The organism is Pseudomonas capeferrum (genome assembly GCF_013523055.1).
Lineage (GTDB): Bacteria > Pseudomonadota > Gammaproteobacteria > Pseudomonadales > Pseudomonadaceae > Aquipseudomonas > Aquipseudomonas capeferrum_A.
In genome coordinates this window covers 70,464-87,102 of the sequence record NZ_JAAMQM010000003.1, presented here as the reverse complement: position 1 = coordinate 87,102, position 16,639 = coordinate 70,464, and the positions used below count along the sequence as shown (strand labels likewise).

The following is a 16,639-nucleotide window of genomic DNA, read 5'->3' as shown; positions in this document are numbered from 1 at the left end:
TGGTCATTTACAGGTCGGATGCGTGCAAAAAAAGCCGCGACAGATCTGTTCGAATGATCTCCAGCAGCACCGACAACTGGGCAATCTACCGCTCAACCCACCGAAGGATCAAAAGACATGCAAATGCCGAAAACAATTCAAATCAAGAACGGCGAAAAAGTTAAGCCGACGTTCTCTCTACAGGAATATGCCAATCGCCTGTCCACACTACGCAGTTACCTGGCCCAGAACGATATCGACGCTGCGGTCTTCACCTCTTATCACAACGTCAACTACTACAGCGACTTTCTGTATTGCTCGTTTGGCCGTCCCTACGCGCTGGTCGTGACGCCGGACAACGTCGTGTCGATCAGCGCCAACATCGATGGCGGCCAGCCTTGGCGGCGCACGGTCGGTACCGAAAACATCATTTACACCGACTGGCAGCGCGATAACTATTTCGTCGCGATCCAGCAGGCGTTGCCCAAGGCCGGACGTATCGGCATCGAGTTCGACCATCTGAACCTGCTCAATCGCGATAAGCTGGCCAGCCGTTATCCTCAGGCCGAGCTGGTGGACATCGCGGCACCGTGCATGCGCATGCGCATGATCAAATCGGCTGAAGAGCATGCCATCATCCGTCAAGGCGCCCGAATCGCCGACATCGGCGGCGCTGCGGTCATCGAAGCCCTGCATGATCAAGTGCCTGAATACGAAGTGGCGCTGCACGCCACTCAGGCCATGGTGCGAGAAATCGCCCGCACGTTCCCTGATTCCGAGCTGATGGATACCTGGACCTGGTTCCAGTCAGGCATCAACACCGACGGTGCCCATAACCCGGTGACCTCGCGCAAGGTCAACAAGGGCGACATTCTCAGCCTCAACTGTTTCCCGATGATTGCCGGTTATTACACCGCTCTCGAACGAACCCTTTTCCTGGACCATTGCTCCGATGAGCATCTGCGCCTGTGGGAGGTTAACGTGAAGGTGCATGAAGCTGGTTTGAAACTGATCAAACCTGGCATGCGCTGCTGCGATATCGCCCAGCAGTTGAACGAGATTTTCCTGGAGCACGACGTGCTGCAATACCGCACCTTCGGTTACGGACACTCGTTTGGCACACTGAGTCATTATTACGGTCGTGAAGCGGGTCTTGAACTGCGTGAAGACATCGACACCGTGCTGGAGCCAGGTATGGTGGTCTCCATCGAACCGATGATCATGCTGCCTGAAGGTATTCCGGGAGCGGGCGGTTATCGCGAGCATGACATTCTGATCGTCAACGAGCACGGTGGCGAGAACGTCACCAAGTTCCCATACGGCCCGGAACACAACATCGTCAAGAAGTAAAACGATCATGCCGCACAAGCCAATTGTGCGGCATTTTTTATTCCATTGTCCCGTCCTGAACAAGGTTCATACCTTCCAGGCCGAATTCCCGGAGGGGAAGATGGAGCAGGGTGTAACGCGAACGCAGCGCGAAGTCTCAGAGCTGGCTGATGCTTTCATCGGGTCTGAAGCCGGCGCGTCGCCAGTTTTCATCGCACCTGCGACAGGCTTATTCTATCTGGCCTCCAGCCTTCTTTTGGTGGCCTTCAATCTGCGCACTGCTTTTCCAAGTATGGGGGCCGTGCTTGCCGAGGTGAAAATCGATCTGGGCTTGACGTCTGTGGCCACCAGTGCGGTGACTACCTTGCCGGTCCTGTGCCTGGGATTATTCGCGCCGTTGGCACCATGGCTGGCCAGAAAAATCGGAGCGGAGCGTACTATTCTTGGATTGATGGTGCTGTTATCTGCTGGCCTATTGGGTCGTGGAATGGGGGGTATTCCTGGCCTCATCGTCGGCTCGGTCGTCGTCGGTGGCGCAATTGCCATCATCAACGTCCTTCTTCCCGGGCTCATCAAGCGAGACTTCCCCACGTCAACTGGCCTGATGACCGGCCTCTATTCCATGGCGCTCTTGGGCGGCGCCGCCACTGCCGCGGGTATTACCATACCGCTTAAACATGCTCTGGGCGGCGGCTGGACTATGGCTTTGGCGCTCTGGTCCTTGCCTGCAGCCGTAGCCTGCGCCTGCTGGTTCTTTCAGCTTTCCAAGGGGACGGCTGTTACGCGCATGGCGACACCCCATATAAGAGGCCTGTGGCGTTGCGCGCTTGCCTGGCAACTCACGCTGTTCATGGTTCTGCAGGCCATGTATTCCTTCACCGTCTTCGGCTGGCTTGCCCCCTTTCTACGGGACCGCGGATTGGCGCCGCTGGAGTCGAGCCTCATCGTGTCCAGCTCAATCCTCCTGCAAACCGCTACGTGCCTGGCCGCGCCATTGATAGCCACTCGATTGCCCAATCAATCCTGGTTCAATGTAATTGTGGTTTTGCTTACGACAATCGGTTTCCTGGGATGCCTGGCTGCTCCAATCCAGTCGGTTTGGTTCTGGGCTGGGGTGCAAGGCATTGGGCAAGGCGCATTGACGTCCATCGCTATCGCAATGATTGTCTTGCGCTCCGAGAATGCGCATGTCGCGGCTGAGTTATCCGGCATGGTACAAGGAATCGGCTATGGCGTAGGGGCGCTCGGGCCCCTGTTGGTCGGAATGCTTTACAAGCCGTCCATTGGTTATGCCCACGTAGAGATTTTCCTTTCTGCGGTAGGTGTGGCTTTGCTGTACTTCGGGTACACCTCAGGTCGCCCTCGGTTCGTCTCGGTCCAGTTCGAGGTGGATCAAGCAGAAGCGGCAGCCAGGGAATAATCGGCCCAGGCATCTGCCATTGGTTTCGTCACGTTGGCTGGATCAAGCCCCAGCGTTGCCATCCACTTGGCTTGGGGAACCGGGCCAGCCTATGCCGGATAGGCTGCTTGGTCGGTAGTATCCGCCCAAAATCTGTATAATCCGCTCGGTTCGTGTCAGAGCTGTTCTGATGCAGAACCTATCTTCCGGCTATTGTCGGCCATTGCTACAAGCACCGGGCTCAACGTGCTAGCGCACGCTTTGCCTTCAGACGTGGAGCGTCCTTTGCGCTCCGTCTCTTGTCAGCCTTCACGATACAACCCAGCGGACCGCTGTCCGCTCTTACCTGCCTGGCAGGAATCCTGGGTTGTTTTGCGCCTGTCGAGATCGGTCCCTCATTGCGTGTGGGGTGACCGTGGCGCACATAAAGGAGAAAGGAATGTACCAACTTTCCACCCCTACCGTTTTGCTGCTTCTGCTGTGTTTCTATGGCTTGACTTTTCTGGTGTCGTTGCGCGTGGGGCGCAAGGACGAAAACGTCGACGGCTATATGGTTTCCAATAACTCAATCGGTTTTGGCATGGCGGCTGCCAGCATGACCGCCACCTGGATCTGGGCTGCCTCCTTCTATGCGGCTGCCAGTTCTGGCTACAAGTTCGGCCTCTCCGGCGCGCTGCATTACGGTTTCTGGGGCGCGTTGATGATTCTGTTTATCTATCCCTTTGGCCGGCGCTTTCGCGCACTGGCGCCCAAGGCCCATACCCTGGCAGAGATCATGCACGCCCGTCATGGGCGTTCCAGCCAGATGATTCTGGCAGGCTCCAATATCGTCGGCAGCATGATCAGTTTGATGGTCAATTTTACTGCTGCCGGCGCCCTGGTTGCCGTGCTGTCTCCGCTGAGTTTTGTTCACGGGGTGTTGATCGCCGGTTTCGGGATTCTGGGTTACACCATTTGGTCAGGCTTTCGCTCTTCAGTCCTGACTGACTTCGGCCAGTTGTTCGCCATGATCTTCGCCGCGGTAGTGATCATTCCAATTATCTTCTTTCAGTTGGGCGGTCCGGAACTCTTTGCCCAAGGCATGCCGACCCTTTCCCCGGAGCAAGCCAGCTTTTATTCGAAAACCGCCATTCTGGAACAGGGTGCACCCTATTTCGTTGCAGTACTGGCTTACGCCATTGGTAACCAAACCATTGCTCAGCGATTGTTTGCGGTGCGTGAAGACTTGATGAAGTCGACCTTTGTCACGGCCACCATTGGCTACGCTTCGATTGTGATTGGTTTGGGCATGTTGGGTTTTCTCGCCTTGCTGGCCGGGGTGCAACCGGTGGAGGGTGACTTGAATAATCTGATTCCGCAAATGGCCTCGACCTACTTGCCGCCGTTTGCAATCGGGCTGTTTTTCATCATGGTAATCGGCTCGCTGTCATCGACCGCCGATTCGGATTTATCGGCGCTGTCCGCGCTGGTGATGACTGACGTATATGGCAAGAACCTGGCCAAAGGCAAGCCGAACGCCAAAACCATGTTGTTCGTAGGGCGCCTGACCATGGTCGTTGCAACGATGCTTGCCGTCGTATTCGCCAGCCTCAAGTTGGACATCCTGACCATGCTCATCTTCGTGGGCGCGTTATGGGGCGCCATCGTGTTCCCGGTCATCGCCAGTCTGTACTGGGGGCGGATCACCAATGCCGCTTTTACCAGTGCGGCCTTCGCAGGCTTTTTGATGTTTCTGGTCGCGCGCTTCGAGCTGCTCGAGTTAGAAGGTGTCGTGGCATTGTCTTTCGAGCTGTTTGCATCGATCGGTGGCGGGGTGGTAATTGGCTTGATGGCCTTCGGCTTCTTCGGGCGCAAGGTGGGATTCATACTGGGTGGACTCGCGTTCTTGATTCTCGCGCCTTTTGCGTTCGGCTTTTTGCGTGATTACCCGGTCTTGCTCAGCTCACTCACAGCCTATGGCGTCAGCACGGTGGTTTGCGTGTTGGTGAGCTTGTTGTCCAACGAAGATTTTGACTTTGACTGCATCAACGAGCGCGTCGTGGCCTTCCACGGGAATACCGATGCCGCTACTGAAGACGAAGGAGTTACCCCATGTCCAGTTTTGCGTTAACCCTGTATGTATTGATCTGGCCCGTTATTGCGGCAGCCGTGCTGATCACCTTGTGCGTCAGTTTGTACCGAGACATGCGCAAGGCTAAACGTGACGGCACGGATCTGGTGTAAACCGATTCGCTGTGCAGGCTAGCGACAGGCGCTTGTGCGACGCCTTTAGCGCCATCAAGCAAGCGCGAATCCCTTGAGCAGGTCACGGGATTCGTGCTTTGGCGGGTCTTGCAACGCTGTGGTTTGTATAACCAAAGCCTATGCGTTATTAATTTCCCGCGATCCTTTATAGGGTGTCGTCCGATCAGAAGCTTTGAGTGTAAAACAGTAATTACGACTCGATACCATCGTTGGGATTCTTGATCCTGCGTTAGAGAAGTGAATGGCAGGCCGACCTTCTGGCTGTCGGAAATCTTCAGCCCATGCCGATGAGCTCCTCGAAGTTGAACGAAGAGCCCAGCTGCTGTTCACCCATATCGGTCTTGGAGAAGAAGTCGACGCGATGCCGACTTCGATATAGGGCATATAGCGGTGGAGATCAACATGCCAATGGAGTCATTTCCGGATGGATTTCGCGCGCTTGTGATAGGTGCCTCTGGAGGCATCGGCGCGGCGCTGGCTGAAGCCTTGCGTAATAACCTGCGATGCGGCGCAGTGATCGAGCTCGGCCGCTCGACGATACCCACCCTCGATCTGTCCGATGCTGCAAGTATCGAACAGGCCGCTGGTGTGCTGGCACAGCAGGAGCCATTTCACCTGATCCTCAACGCCGCCGGCGTGCTCCACAACGCGGATTTCATGCCGGAAAAACGTCTTGATGATCTCGACCACGGCCAACTGCTTGCCACCTTCGAGGTCAACACCTTCGGTCCTGCATTGTTGCTACGTTATTTTACCGGGCTGTTGGATCGGCAACGTGGGGTGCTGGCAATGCTCTCGGCCAAGGTCGGCAGTATCGAAGACAACCGCCTCGGTGGTTGGTATAGCTACCGCGCCTCCAAGGCCGCGCTGAACATGTTGATCAAGACGGCTTCGATCGAAGTCCGACGCAGCCAGCCGAATGCGGTGCTTTTGGCGTTGCATCCGGGGACAGTGAATACGCGGCTTTCGCAACCCTTTCGTGGCGCCGAGATCGGTCGATCCGCTGGCGTTGCGGCGCAGGACCTGCTGCGGGTCATCGACAGTCTCGGGCCGGACGCCAGCGGCAGCTTCCATGCCTACGATGGAACGCCATTGCCTTGGTAGTGGCTGCGGATGGCGTCATGGTCTCGCGTAGGTGACACGAGCGACCGGCTCACCGCCGGACGCAAGCCAGACGCAGCTAGTACTGCTTGAGTTTGCGCCAGTCATCCGATGCCTCGGTGTTGGCGGTCACGTGGCGTCAGGTGATCTTGCGATAGTTCATGGCTACCTTGACCAGTTGAGTGTAGGAGGCGTTGCTGGGGTTCTGTGCGTGAGGCAGCACTGTACTGATGTCGACGACGATAGCGTCCTCGAGAAAGGTGGTGAATAAGTGCTCCTGCGTGCCATCGGTTGACGTGCGGTACCACATCACCTCTACCTCGGTCAGCATTTCGCCGGTGGCCAGCGCCCCATACAACAGTGGCGTGGCCCCAGCACTTTAGCGGCGTTTCTGCGGCGCAGTTGAGCAATGCCAAGGGTGACATCATCACGGCCGAGACGCCCGAAGCACTTGGCCAGTCCTTGGCGGAGCGGGAGTTCTGGCAGGACTACCTCAGGCAGATGTATCCATCGCGCTTCGATGCGGCCGATCGCACATTCTACGAACGCCTGGCGGCATTGGAAGCGCAAATGGATTGGACGTCTGAGCAGACCTGCCTGGAACGCGTCGAGGAGGTCGCAAGAGACCGGCGGGCGACACAGCATCGCTTGATCATCGAGCTCACCAAGGAAGCGCTAAGGCGCCATCGCGTTTAAGCATCGTTGCCAATGTGGTGTTTGCCAGGGCGGCGGATGGTGACTGGCAGTCATGCACCGCTTCGGTACTTCGCCCGAGACGAAACAGCCCGCCAGAAGGCGGGCTGTCGCAAGAACGATCGGACCGGAAGGGTAACCTGTGGGCGGTGGTTCGCCGATGCGATTTACCCGCGAAGCAGGCACACGCGGGTTATGGCACCAGCTTCGCCGTTGTTCACGGGTAATTCGCATCGGCGAACCGCCGCTCCCACAGGGTATGCACCGCACTTGAGAGGTTTGTTCTTTGTGCGACAGTGCCGCTCAACGGGTCAGACAGATTCTTACCCGTTGGGCGGCAATCCGCACGTTTTCCTGTAGGTACAAACGCCGGATCACCCACAACGACAACCGGATGGTTTCCTTGGTTGGCCTACCGTAACGAATCAGCGACGGCGGAACAGCGGCAGAGGCTCGTCGGCGGCCGCCTGGTAGGTCACCGAGAAGTCCTTCAGGCCTTGCAACGCATCTTCCGGGTCCTTGTCGGGGCGGATCGCGAAGGCATCGAAACCGCAGCGAGCCAGGTAGAACAGCTGGTCACGCAAGACGTCGCCGATGGCGCGCAACTCACCCTTGAACTTGTAGCGATCACGCAACAGACGCGCGTTGGAGTAGTTGCGCCCGTCGGTGAAAGCCGGGAAGTTCAACGCGATGACCTGGAAGTGCTCGACGTCGTCACCGATTTCCTCGGCCTCTTCGTCGCTGTCCAGCCATACACCCAGGCCGCCATCGCGGGCCTTGAGCGCGTGGCCGTGATCGCGCCACAGTTGCAGCGGCACGATGTAGTCGTCGCAGTTGGTCAGCTCGTCGAACGAGGCGTCCTTGGGCAACAAGTGCCAGGTTTCATCGACGAGCTGGTTGTTCTTAATGATTCGCTGCATAGACGCGCTCCTTGAAGGGGTCGATGCCGATACGCTGGTAGGTGTCGATGAAGCGTTCTTCTTCGGTGCGTTTTTCCACGTACACCGAGATGATCTTCTCGATCACTTCAGCCATCTGCTCCTGGGCAAAGGATGGGCCGAGAATCTTGCCCAGGCTGGCACCGCGTGCGGCATTGCCGCCCAAGGACACCTGGTAGAACTCTTCGCCTTTCTTGTCCACGCCAAGAATACCGATATGGCCGACATGATGGTGGCCGCAGGCATTCATGCAGCCGGAAATGTTCAGGTCCAGCTCGCCGATGTCGAACAGGTAGTCCAGGTCGTCGAAGCGACGTTGGATGGATTCGGCGATCGGGATCGACTTGGCGTTAGCCAGGGAGCAGTAATCGCCGCCAGGGCAGCAGATGATGTCGGTCAGCAAACCGACGTTCGGGGTAGCGAAACCTTGCTCGCGCAACACCAACCACAATGCATGAAGCCGACTCTGCTCGACGTCGGCGAGGATGATGTTCTGCTCGTGGGAAGTGCGCAGCAGGCCGAAACTGTACTCGTCGGCCAGGTCTGCCACGGCATCCAGCTGCTTGTCGGTCAAGTCGCCTGGCGCGACGCCAGTAGGCTTGAGCGACAAGGTCACGGCGATATAGCCGGGACGCTTGTGGGCCTGGGTGTTGCGCGAACGCCAGCGAGCGAAGCCAGGATGCTCCTGGTCCAGGGCGCTGTAGTCGACGTTGGCCAGGGCCTTGTATTCGGGATCGACGAAGTGGCGCGACACACGCTGCACTTCTTCCTCGGTCAGCGTGTTGCTGCCGCCGCGCAGGTGGACCATCTCGGCCTCGACCTTTTCGGCGAAGACTTCCGGGGTCAGGGCCTTCACCAGGATCTTGATCCGTGCCTTGTACTTGTTGTCACGGCGACCGTAACGGTTGTACACGCGCAGGATCGCGTCGAGGTAGCTGATCAGGTCCTGCCACGGCAAGAACTCGTTGATGAACGAGCCAACCACCGGAGTACGACCCAACCCACCACCGACCAGGACGCGGAAGCCCAGTTCGCCTGCTTCGTTGCGCACCGGCTCGAGGCCGATATCGTGCACTTCGATCGCCGCGCGGTCTTCCTTCGAGCCGTTGATGGCGATCTTGAACTTGCGCGGCAGGTAGGCGAATTCGGGGTGGAAAGTGGTCCACTGGCGCACGATCTCGCACCATGGGCGCGGGTCGATGACTTCATCGGCGGCCACGCCGGCAAACTGGTCGGTGGTGGTGTTGCGCAGGCAGTTGCCGCTGGTCTGGATCGCGTGCATTTGCACGGTGGCCAGCTCGGCCAGGATATCCGGGATGTCTTCCAGGGCCGGCCAGTTGTACTGCACGTTCTGCCGGGTGCTGATGTGCGCGTAGCCTTTGTCGTAGTCACGAGCGATCTTCGCCAGGGTGCGAACCTGGCGAGAGCTCAGCTGGCCGTAAGGCACGGCAACGCGCAGCATCGGGGCGAAACGTTGGATATAGAGGCCGTTCTGCAAGCGCAGAGGGCGGAATTCTTCTTCGCTCAGCTCACCGGCCAGGTAGCGGCGGGTCTGATCACGGAACTGCTTGACGCGGTCCTCGATGATCCGCTGATCGTACTCGTCGTATACGTACATAAAAGTCCTGTCTCAGGCTGCATGCAGCAAGTCGCGCGCACGGCCGCGCACTCCGGAACGGAGCCGAGGAACGATAGCAGGTTGTGTTTATGCGCTAAAGTGAAGTTTTAGCATATGCAAAGAACTATTTGGACTAAATAAGGCTGGTTGTATGGCCGCCAGTGCATGCCTTTGTTTTTATGGCGCCCTTGAGATCGAGCGCCGCCAGCGCGGCGCTTCGCGGGTAAACCCGCTCCCACGGCTCTGCATACCGCAGTTTAGTGTGATCGGCACGGCCGCAGTGGGAGCGGCTTGCCCGCGAAGGGGTCAGCTGACATAGCAAAGACAGTCGCCCCCACAAATTAGATTGCCCCCAAAAGTGGGACAGTTTCAGCCAACGGCATGCGCTCCGCGGCCATCACGCAACCCAAGCTCTGGATTTTTTGAGACAGATGATGCCCAAAAGCCGCACTGTCACCTGTCGCGTAATGAAAGACCCTGCTTGAGAGAAGGGCATTGCTAGGCTTAACTGCTGAGTGTGAGAAATGCATTCCCATAATCACTACAAGAGGCAATGCAATGGGAAACCCAACCAAGACCCGCAAGCCCGACAGTAGCGTCGATGCATGGGCGATCCTCTGCCTGATCATTCTGGTCGTCGTGACAGCAGTCTACTGGGTCAGTCACCAGTAGAACTCTGGGACCTGAGCGAAGCCTGGTCGCCTGCAGAACGCATCTGAGCGAGCTGCGGTTTCTAGTGGGCGGTAAGGTGCATTGCCAACTGGACCAGTCCGATCAGCACCAGGACGAATACCAGGAGGAACCCCGTGCCCAGCAGAATGAAATGACTGGCTTTCCCATGAGTGAAATCCCGCTCGCGGTTCTTTCCACTCTGCACGCCGAATGCGGCTGCAAGAATGCTCTGCAGCATTTGCCAGAAAGTGGGGGGTGTGCTCGGGTCACGTTCGTTCATCGAAGGTTCCAGATCAGGTGGCGATCAAGAACAGTGTAGGCAATCGACGAAATGCGTGAAGGATCACTCGGAGCGGTCTGAGGGAAGCTCGGGTTCTTTTATCGAACCTTGTAGCTGTCCGAATGGCGGCCTTCGATTGCGTCCGAAATGAAGGGGGCCGTAGAAACGGCCCCTGTCGGCATCAGCTGTCGTAGCCCAGGTTCGGCGCCAGCCAGCGTTCGCTCACGCTGACTTCCTGACCCTTGCGTTCGCTGTAGCTGTCGATCTGGTCCTTGTCGACCTTGCCCACCGCGAAATACTGGGCCTGAGGGTGAGCGAAATACCAACCGCTGACGGCCGCCGCCGGGAACATGGCGAAATGCTCGGTGAGGAACACACCGCTGGGCCCCGTCTCACCGATAGCCGTGCCGTCCAGCAGACGGAACAGCGTTTCCTTCTCGGTGTGGTCCGGGCAAGCCGGATAGCCTGGGGCAGGGCGGATGCCGCTGTATTGCTCCTTGATCAGCGCAGCGTTGTCCAGATGCTCGTCACGGGCATACCCCCAGTACTCCTTGCGCACCTGCTCGTGCAGCCATTCGGCACAGGCTTCGGCCAGGCGGTCGGCCAGGGCCTTGACCATGATCGAGCTGTAGTCATCGCCCTTGTCCTGATAAGCCTTGGCGACTTCTTCGGCGCCGATCCCGGCTGTGGTGATGAAGCCACCCACATAGTCGGTGACGCCGCTGTCCTTGGGCGCGACGAAGTCGGCCAGGGAGAAGTTGGGCTTGCCGTCGGGCTTGATGGTCTGCTGGCGCAAGTGATGGAGGCTGGCCAGCGGCTGGCCGTCGTCGCCATAGACCTCGATGTCATCGTCCCTGACCTGGTTGGCCGGCCAGAAGCCGAATACCGCACGGGCGCTGATGAGCTTTTCATCGATCAGCTTGTCGAGCATCTCGCGGGCGTCCTGGTACAGGGCGGTCGCTGCTTCGCCAACGACTTCATCGGTCAGGATGCGCGGGAACTTGCCGGCCAGGTCCCAGGAGATGAAGAACGGGGTCCAGTCGATGTACTCGGCCAGGGTGCGCAGATCGATGTCCTGCAGGACCTTGACGCCGGTGAAAGAGGGTACCGCCGGCGTGTAACCGGCCCAGTCGTACTGCGGTTTGGCGGCGATGGCCTGGGGATAGCTCAAGCGCTCGGTGCGGGTGCTGCGGCTGGCGGTACGTTCGCGCACTACCACGTATTCCTCGCGGGTCTTCTCGACGAACGCAGGCTTGAGCTCACGCGACAGCAACTGGGTCGCCACGCCCACTGCGCGCGAGGCATCAGTGACGTAGATCACCGCGTCGTTGCTGTACTTGGGTTCGATCTTCACCGCCGTGTGCGCCTTGGAGGTGGTGGCGCCGCCGATCATCAACGGCAAGTGGAAGTCCTGGCGCTGCATCTCGCGAGCCACATGCACCATCTCGTCCAACGAAGGCGTGATCAGGCCGGACAGGCCAATGATGTCGCACTTCTGCTCGCGAGCGGTCTGCAGGATCTTCTCGGCAGGCACCATCACGCCCAGGTCGACGATGTCGTAGCCGTTGCAACCCAGCACCACGCCGACGATGTTCTTGCCGATGTCATGAACGTCGCCCTTGACCGTGGCCATGAGGATCTTGCCCTTGGCCTCGGGCTTGTCGCCTTTCTCCAGTTCGATGAAGGGGATCAGATGCGCCACTGCCTGCTTCATGACCCGCGCCGACTTGACCACCTGGGGCAGGAACATCTTGCCCGCGCCGAACAGGTCGCCTACCACGTTCATGCCGCTCATCAGCGGGCCTTCGATGACCTCGATCGGCCGCGCGCACTGCTGTCGGCACTCTTCGGTATCCTCGACGATATAGACAGTGATGCCCTTGACCAGCGCATGTTCCAGACGCTTGCCGACCGGCAGCGAGCGCCATTCTTCGTTCTCCACTTCCTTGGCCGCGCCGCCGCCCTTGTAGTCGTCGGCAATGGCCAGCAGGGCGTCGGTGCCTTCCGGGGTGCGGTTGAGCACCACGTCCTCGACCTTTTCGCGCAGGGCCGGCGGGATCTCGTCATAGATCTCCAGCTGGCCGGCGTTGACGATGCCCATCGTCAGGCCGTTCTGGATCGCGTGATACAGGAACACCGAGTGGATCGCTTCGCGCACCGGGTTGTTGCCACGGAAGGAGAACGACACGTTGGACACGCCGCCCGATGTCAACGCGTGGGGCAGGTGGTCGCGGATATAGGCGCAGGCTTCGATGAAGTCCACGGCATAGTTGTTGTGCTCTTCGATGCCGGTGGCCACGGCGAAGATGTTCGGGTCGAAGATGATGTCTTCCGGAGGGAAGCCGACTTCATCGACCAGGATGTCATAGCTGCGCTGGCAGATTTCCCGCTTGCGTGCCGCGGTATCGGCCTGGCCGACCTCGTCGAATGCCATGACCACCACGGCCGCGCCATAGCGCTTGCAGAGTCGCGCGTGATACTTGAAGGCCTCGACGCCTTCCTTCATGGAAATCGAGTTGACGATGCCCTTGCCTTGAATGCACTTGAGCCCCGCCTCGATCACTTCCCATTTCGAAGAGTCGATCATGATCGGGACGCGCGAGATGTCCGGCTCGCCGGCGATCAGGTTGAGGAAACGCACCATGGCCGCCTGGGAGTCGAGCATCCCTTCGTCCATGTTGATGTCGATCACCTGGGCACCGGCCTCGACCTGCTGCAGGGCGACTTCCAGGGCCTCGGTGTAGTTCTCTTCGCGAATCAGCCTGGCGAACTTGGCCGAGCCGGTGATGTTGGTCCGCTCGCCCACGTTGACGAACAGCGAGCTGCGATCGATGGTGAACGGCTCCAGGCCCGACAGGCGGCATGCCTTGGGGATGTCCGGGATGACCCGCGGCGCGTATTTGGCCACGGCCTCGGCGATCGCCTGAATATGCGCGGGCGTGGTACCGCAACAGCCGCCGATGATGTTGAGGAACCCGCTGGCGGCGAATTCTTCGATCACTTCGGCCATTTCCGCTGGCGTCTCGTCATACTCGCCGAAGGCGTTCGGCAGGCCGGCGTTCGGGTGCGCCGAGACATGCGTGTCGGCCTTGGTGGCCAGCTCTTCGAGGTAAGGGCGCAGGTCCTTGGCGCCCAGGGCGCAGTTCAGCCCCACGGATATCGGCTTGGCGTGGCGCACCGAGTTCCAGAAGGCCTCGGTGGTTTGTCCGGACAAGGTTCGCCCGGAAGCGTCGGTGATGGTGCCGGAGATCATGATCGGCAGTTCGACGCCGTCATCCTCGAACACCTGCTGCACGGCGAAGATCGCCGCCTTGGCATTGAGGGTATCGAAGATGGTTTCGATCAGGATCAGGTCGGCACCGCCTTCGATCAGGCCTCGGGTAGCCTCGATGTAGTTCTCTACCAGTTCGTCGAAGGTAACGTTGCGGTAGCCGGGGTCGTTGACGTCCGGGGAGATGGAGCAGGTGCGGCTGGTCGGACCCAGTACGCCGGCGACGAAACGTGGACGGTCCGGCGTTTCCAGGGTCTTGGCATCGGCGACCTGGCGAGCGATGCGGGCGCCTTCGACGTTCAACTCGTAGACCAGCGACTCCATGCCGTAGTCGGCCTGGGAAATCTGCGTGGCGTTGAAGGTGTTGGTCTCGAGGATATCGGCACCGGCATCCAGATACGCCTTCTCGATGGCCGCGATGATGTCCGGCTGGCTGAGCAACAGCAGGTCGTTGTTGCCCTTCACATCGCTTGGCCAATCGGCGAAGCGCGTGCCACGATAGTCGTCTTCCTCGAGACGGTAGCCCTGGATCATAGTGCCCATGCCGCCATCGAGGATCAGTATGCGCTCCTTGAGGGCTTGCTGAAGTGCTTGGTAACGAGCGCTGCGATCGGACATAGGACTACCTGGTCGGGCATAAACAGAAGGTGCGGCATGATAGCAAAGCTGCGCGGTTTTTAGACGCACTGCGCTTTTGCATGAATTCTCTTCATGTTCACGCACTGGATACCAGTAGATTTCGAGACAGTAATCCCAGCTAGGACATTAGGTACATGGTGCACCGTTTTCTTGTCGGCGTTTTCGCCCTGCTCATCAGTGGCGTGACGCTCGCGCAAGCCACTCTATCGAGTTCAACGATTTCCTACACCCGCGACATCCAGCCGATCCTCACGGAAAAATGCGTGGCGTGCCATGCCTGCAATGACGCGGCCTGCCAGCTCAATCTGGGCAGTGCCGAGGGTGTCGAGCGCGGCGCGACCAAGGTGCCGGTCTACCAAGGCGAACGCAGCCAGGCGGTACCGACCACGCGGTTGTTCTACGATGCCCAGGATGAAGAGGCATGGCGCCGCAAGGGTTTCCATTCCGTGCTGGAGGGCCAAGGCAGTCAGGCGGCGCTGATGCAACGTATGCTCGAGCTGGGCCACAAGACCCCGCTGCAACCCAACGCGAAGTTGCCCGAAGAGATCGTTCTGGGCCTGAACCGCAACAACATGTGCCCCCTGCCGCATGAGATGGACGCCTATGCGGGCGCTCATCCGAAAGAGGGCATGCCGTTGGCCGTCACCGGTCTGACCGATGCCGAATATCAGACGCTGCAACACTGGTTGGCGGCCGGCGCCCCCCTCGAGCATGACGCGATCAGCCCCAGCGCGAGCGAAGCCAGTCAGATTGCCGAATGGGAGGCTCTGCTCAACCGTCCGGGCTCTACCGAAGCCTTGGTAGGTCGTTGGCTCTACGAGCACCTGTTCCTGGCGCACATTCATTTCGTCGGTGGCGAATCGGGGCATTTCTTCCAGTGGGTACGCTCGCGCACGCCAAGCGGCAAACCGGTCGACATCATCGCCACACGCCGTCCCAACGATCCGCCTGGCACCGATTTCTACTACCGGCTCATTCCGGTGCAGGGCGTGATCGTGCACAAGACCCACATCACCTACCCCATGGGGCCGCAGAAGCTCAAGCGGGTCAAGCAGCTGTTCTACAGCGGCGACTGGCACGCCAGCTCGTTGCCCGGGTATGGGCCTCGGCACCGTGCCAATCCGTTCGAAACCTTCGAGGCGATTCCGGCGGTGGCCCGCTACCAGTTCATGCTGGACAACGCCGAGTACTTCGTCCGCACCTTCATTCGCGGCCCGGTCTGTCGCGGTCAGATCGCCACGGACGTGATTCGCGACAATTTCTGGGTCCTGTTCCAGGAGCCCGCCCAGGACCGCTACATTACCGATGCCCGGTACCGAGGCGCGACGACCCCCTTGCTGGCCATGCCTGGCCAGAACGACGATGTCGGCAGCGTGCTGTCTCTCTGGTATGCCTACCGCGACAAGCGCAACGAGTACGAGGATTTGCGTCGCGCCACCTATGCGGCAATGCCGCCGCCCGGTTGGTCCACCCTGTGGGCTGGCAACGACAATGCCATGCTGAGCATCTTCCGCCACTTCGACAGCGCATCGGTGCACAAGGGCCTGGTCGGTGATGTGCCCCTGACTCTGTGGCTGTTCGACTATCCCTTGCTCGAACGCACCTATTACCAGTTGGCGGTCAACTTCGATGTGTTCGGCAATCTGTCGCACCAATTGCAGACGCGCCTGTACTTCGACCTGATCCGCAATGGCGCTGAAGTCAACTTCCTGCGCCTGATGCCTGCCGACCAGCGTGGAGCGATGCTCGGTGACTGGTACCAGAACGGCGGCAAGGTCAAGATGTGGCTGGACTACGATGACATCGACACGCGCACGCCGAGCGGGCTCAAGCTCGATCCGCGCGATCCGCGACGCGATTTCGCCCTCAAGCTGCTGCAGCGCTCCGCCAGTCTCGATGCGGCGCCCGACCCGATCAACCGCTGCAGAGGCGCTCATTGCTCGAGACCGGAGATGAGCGCCGAATTTCGCGACGTCGAACAATCGCTCAGCCGACTGGTCTCGCGTCCCGCGGCGGGGCTCAAGGTGATCGGCCAATTGCCCGAGGCGAGCATGCTGAGGATCGAAGGGCAGGGCGGTCAGCGCCAGGTCTACAGCCTGCTACGCAACCGGGCCCACAGTAACGTCGCCTTCCTGCTCAACGAGGCGCATCGCTACCAACCAGGTCTGGATACCTTGACCCTGTACCCTGGTGTGCTGAGCAGCTATCCCAATTTCATCTTCAATATCCCGGCCGCCGAGGTGCCGGAGTTCGTCGAGGACATGGAGGCGGCCCGAGACGACACGACGAAGTTCGAGCGCATTGTCCGGCGCTGGGGCGTGCGTCGCAGTCATCCACGGTTCTGGTACTACTTCCATGACCTCACTGCCTATATCCGGGAAACGGCCCCGGAGGAGGCGGGAGTGCTGGACATGAACCGCTACGAGAACCTCTGAAGATGGACCGCTGGGAAGGTCACCCGACCTTTCCCGGTTTT

General features: G+C 59.4%; 11 protein-coding genes and 1 pseudogene. 7 read left to right on the top strand and 5 right to left on the bottom strand.

Annotated elements, in window-relative coordinates; genetic code table 11:
• The first annotated feature begins 117 nt into the window (after positions 1-117).
• The 5 genes from G7009_RS04350 to G7009_RS04335 all read left to right on the top strand — a co-directional run bounded on the left by G7009_RS04350 (position 118) and on the right by G7009_RS04335 (position 6,055).
• Positions 118-1,329 carry a M24 family metallopeptidase gene (locus G7009_RS04350; protein WP_181128772.1) on the top strand — a complete coding sequence of 404 codons (1,212 nt, stop codon included), beginning with the start codon at positions 118-120 and terminating at the stop codon, positions 1,327-1,329.
• 7 nt (positions 1,330-1,336) lie between these two features.
• A complete protein-coding gene (locus G7009_RS04345) occupies positions 1,337-2,728 on the top strand; it encodes a CynX/NimT family MFS transporter (protein WP_258197861.1) in 1,392 nt (463 codons plus the stop codon).
• 418 nt (positions 2,729-3,146) lie between these two features.
• On the top strand, positions 3,147-4,817 hold the full coding sequence (locus G7009_RS04340) for a sodium:solute symporter family protein (RefSeq protein ID WP_181128771.1): 1,671 nt from the start codon (positions 3,147-3,149) through the stop codon (positions 4,815-4,817).
• On the top strand, positions 4,799-4,930 hold the full coding sequence (locus G7009_RS27465) for a putative transporter small subunit (protein ID WP_219856434.1): 132 nt from the start codon (positions 4,799-4,801) through the stop codon (positions 4,928-4,930). The genes G7009_RS04340 and G7009_RS27465 overlap by 19 nt, the downstream gene beginning before the upstream one ends.
• 423 nt (positions 4,931-5,353) lie before the next feature.
• Positions 5,354-6,055 carry an SDR family NAD(P)-dependent oxidoreductase gene (locus G7009_RS04335; protein ID WP_181128769.1) on the top strand — a complete coding sequence of 234 codons (702 nt, stop codon included), beginning with the start codon at positions 5,354-5,356 and terminating at the stop codon, positions 6,053-6,055.
• A 136-nt stretch (positions 6,056-6,191) separates the two neighbouring features.
• On the opposite strand, the pseudogene tssD reads toward G7009_RS04335, so the two are convergent.
• A pseudogene (tssD, locus tag G7009_RS04330) lies at positions 6,192-6,422 on the bottom strand (type VI secretion system tube protein TssD); the annotation flags it as partial.
• Between tssD and G7009_RS04325 the strand changes: the two are divergent.
• A complete protein-coding gene (locus G7009_RS04325; protein WP_308813308.1) occupies positions 6,413-6,748 on the top strand; it encodes an NEL-type E3 ubiquitin ligase domain-containing protein in 336 nt (111 codons plus the stop codon). The pseudogene tssD and the gene G7009_RS04325 overlap by 10 nt on opposite strands.
• A 422-nt stretch (positions 6,749-7,170) precedes the next feature.
• On the opposite strand, the gene G7009_RS04320 is transcribed toward G7009_RS04325, so the two are convergent.
• From G7009_RS04320 to metH, 4 genes are all read right to left on the bottom strand, one after another.
• The gene (locus G7009_RS04320; protein ID WP_181128765.1) at positions 7,171-7,665 is read right to left on the bottom strand and encodes a DUF934 domain-containing protein; all 495 of its coding nucleotides are present in this window, start codon (positions 7,663-7,665) and stop codon (positions 7,171-7,173) included.
• Positions 7,649-9,301 (bottom strand): nitrite/sulfite reductase, encoded by a 1,653-nt coding sequence (locus G7009_RS04315; RefSeq protein WP_181128764.1) that lies wholly within the window; start codon positions 9,299-9,301, stop codon positions 7,649-7,651. The genes G7009_RS04320 and G7009_RS04315 overlap by 17 nt, the downstream gene beginning before the upstream one ends.
• 733 nt (positions 9,302-10,034) lie before the next feature.
• A complete protein-coding gene (locus G7009_RS04310; RefSeq protein ID WP_181128763.1) occupies positions 10,035-10,253 on the bottom strand; it encodes a DUF2970 domain-containing protein in 219 nt (72 codons plus the stop codon).
• Between the two features lie 181 nt (positions 10,254-10,434).
• Complete coding sequence (gene metH, locus G7009_RS04305) at positions 10,435-14,142, bottom strand: methionine synthase (protein WP_181128762.1); 3,708 nt, start codon at positions 14,140-14,142, stop codon at positions 10,435-10,437.
• A gap of 155 nt (positions 14,143-14,297) precedes the next feature.
• Here metH and G7009_RS04300 point away from each other — a divergent pair, with 155 nt between their 5' ends.
• Entirely contained in the window at positions 14,298-16,598 is a 2,301-nt protein-coding gene (locus tag G7009_RS04300; protein WP_181128761.1) for a fatty acid cis/trans isomerase, read from the top strand.
• Positions 16,599-16,639: the final 41 nt, after the last annotated feature.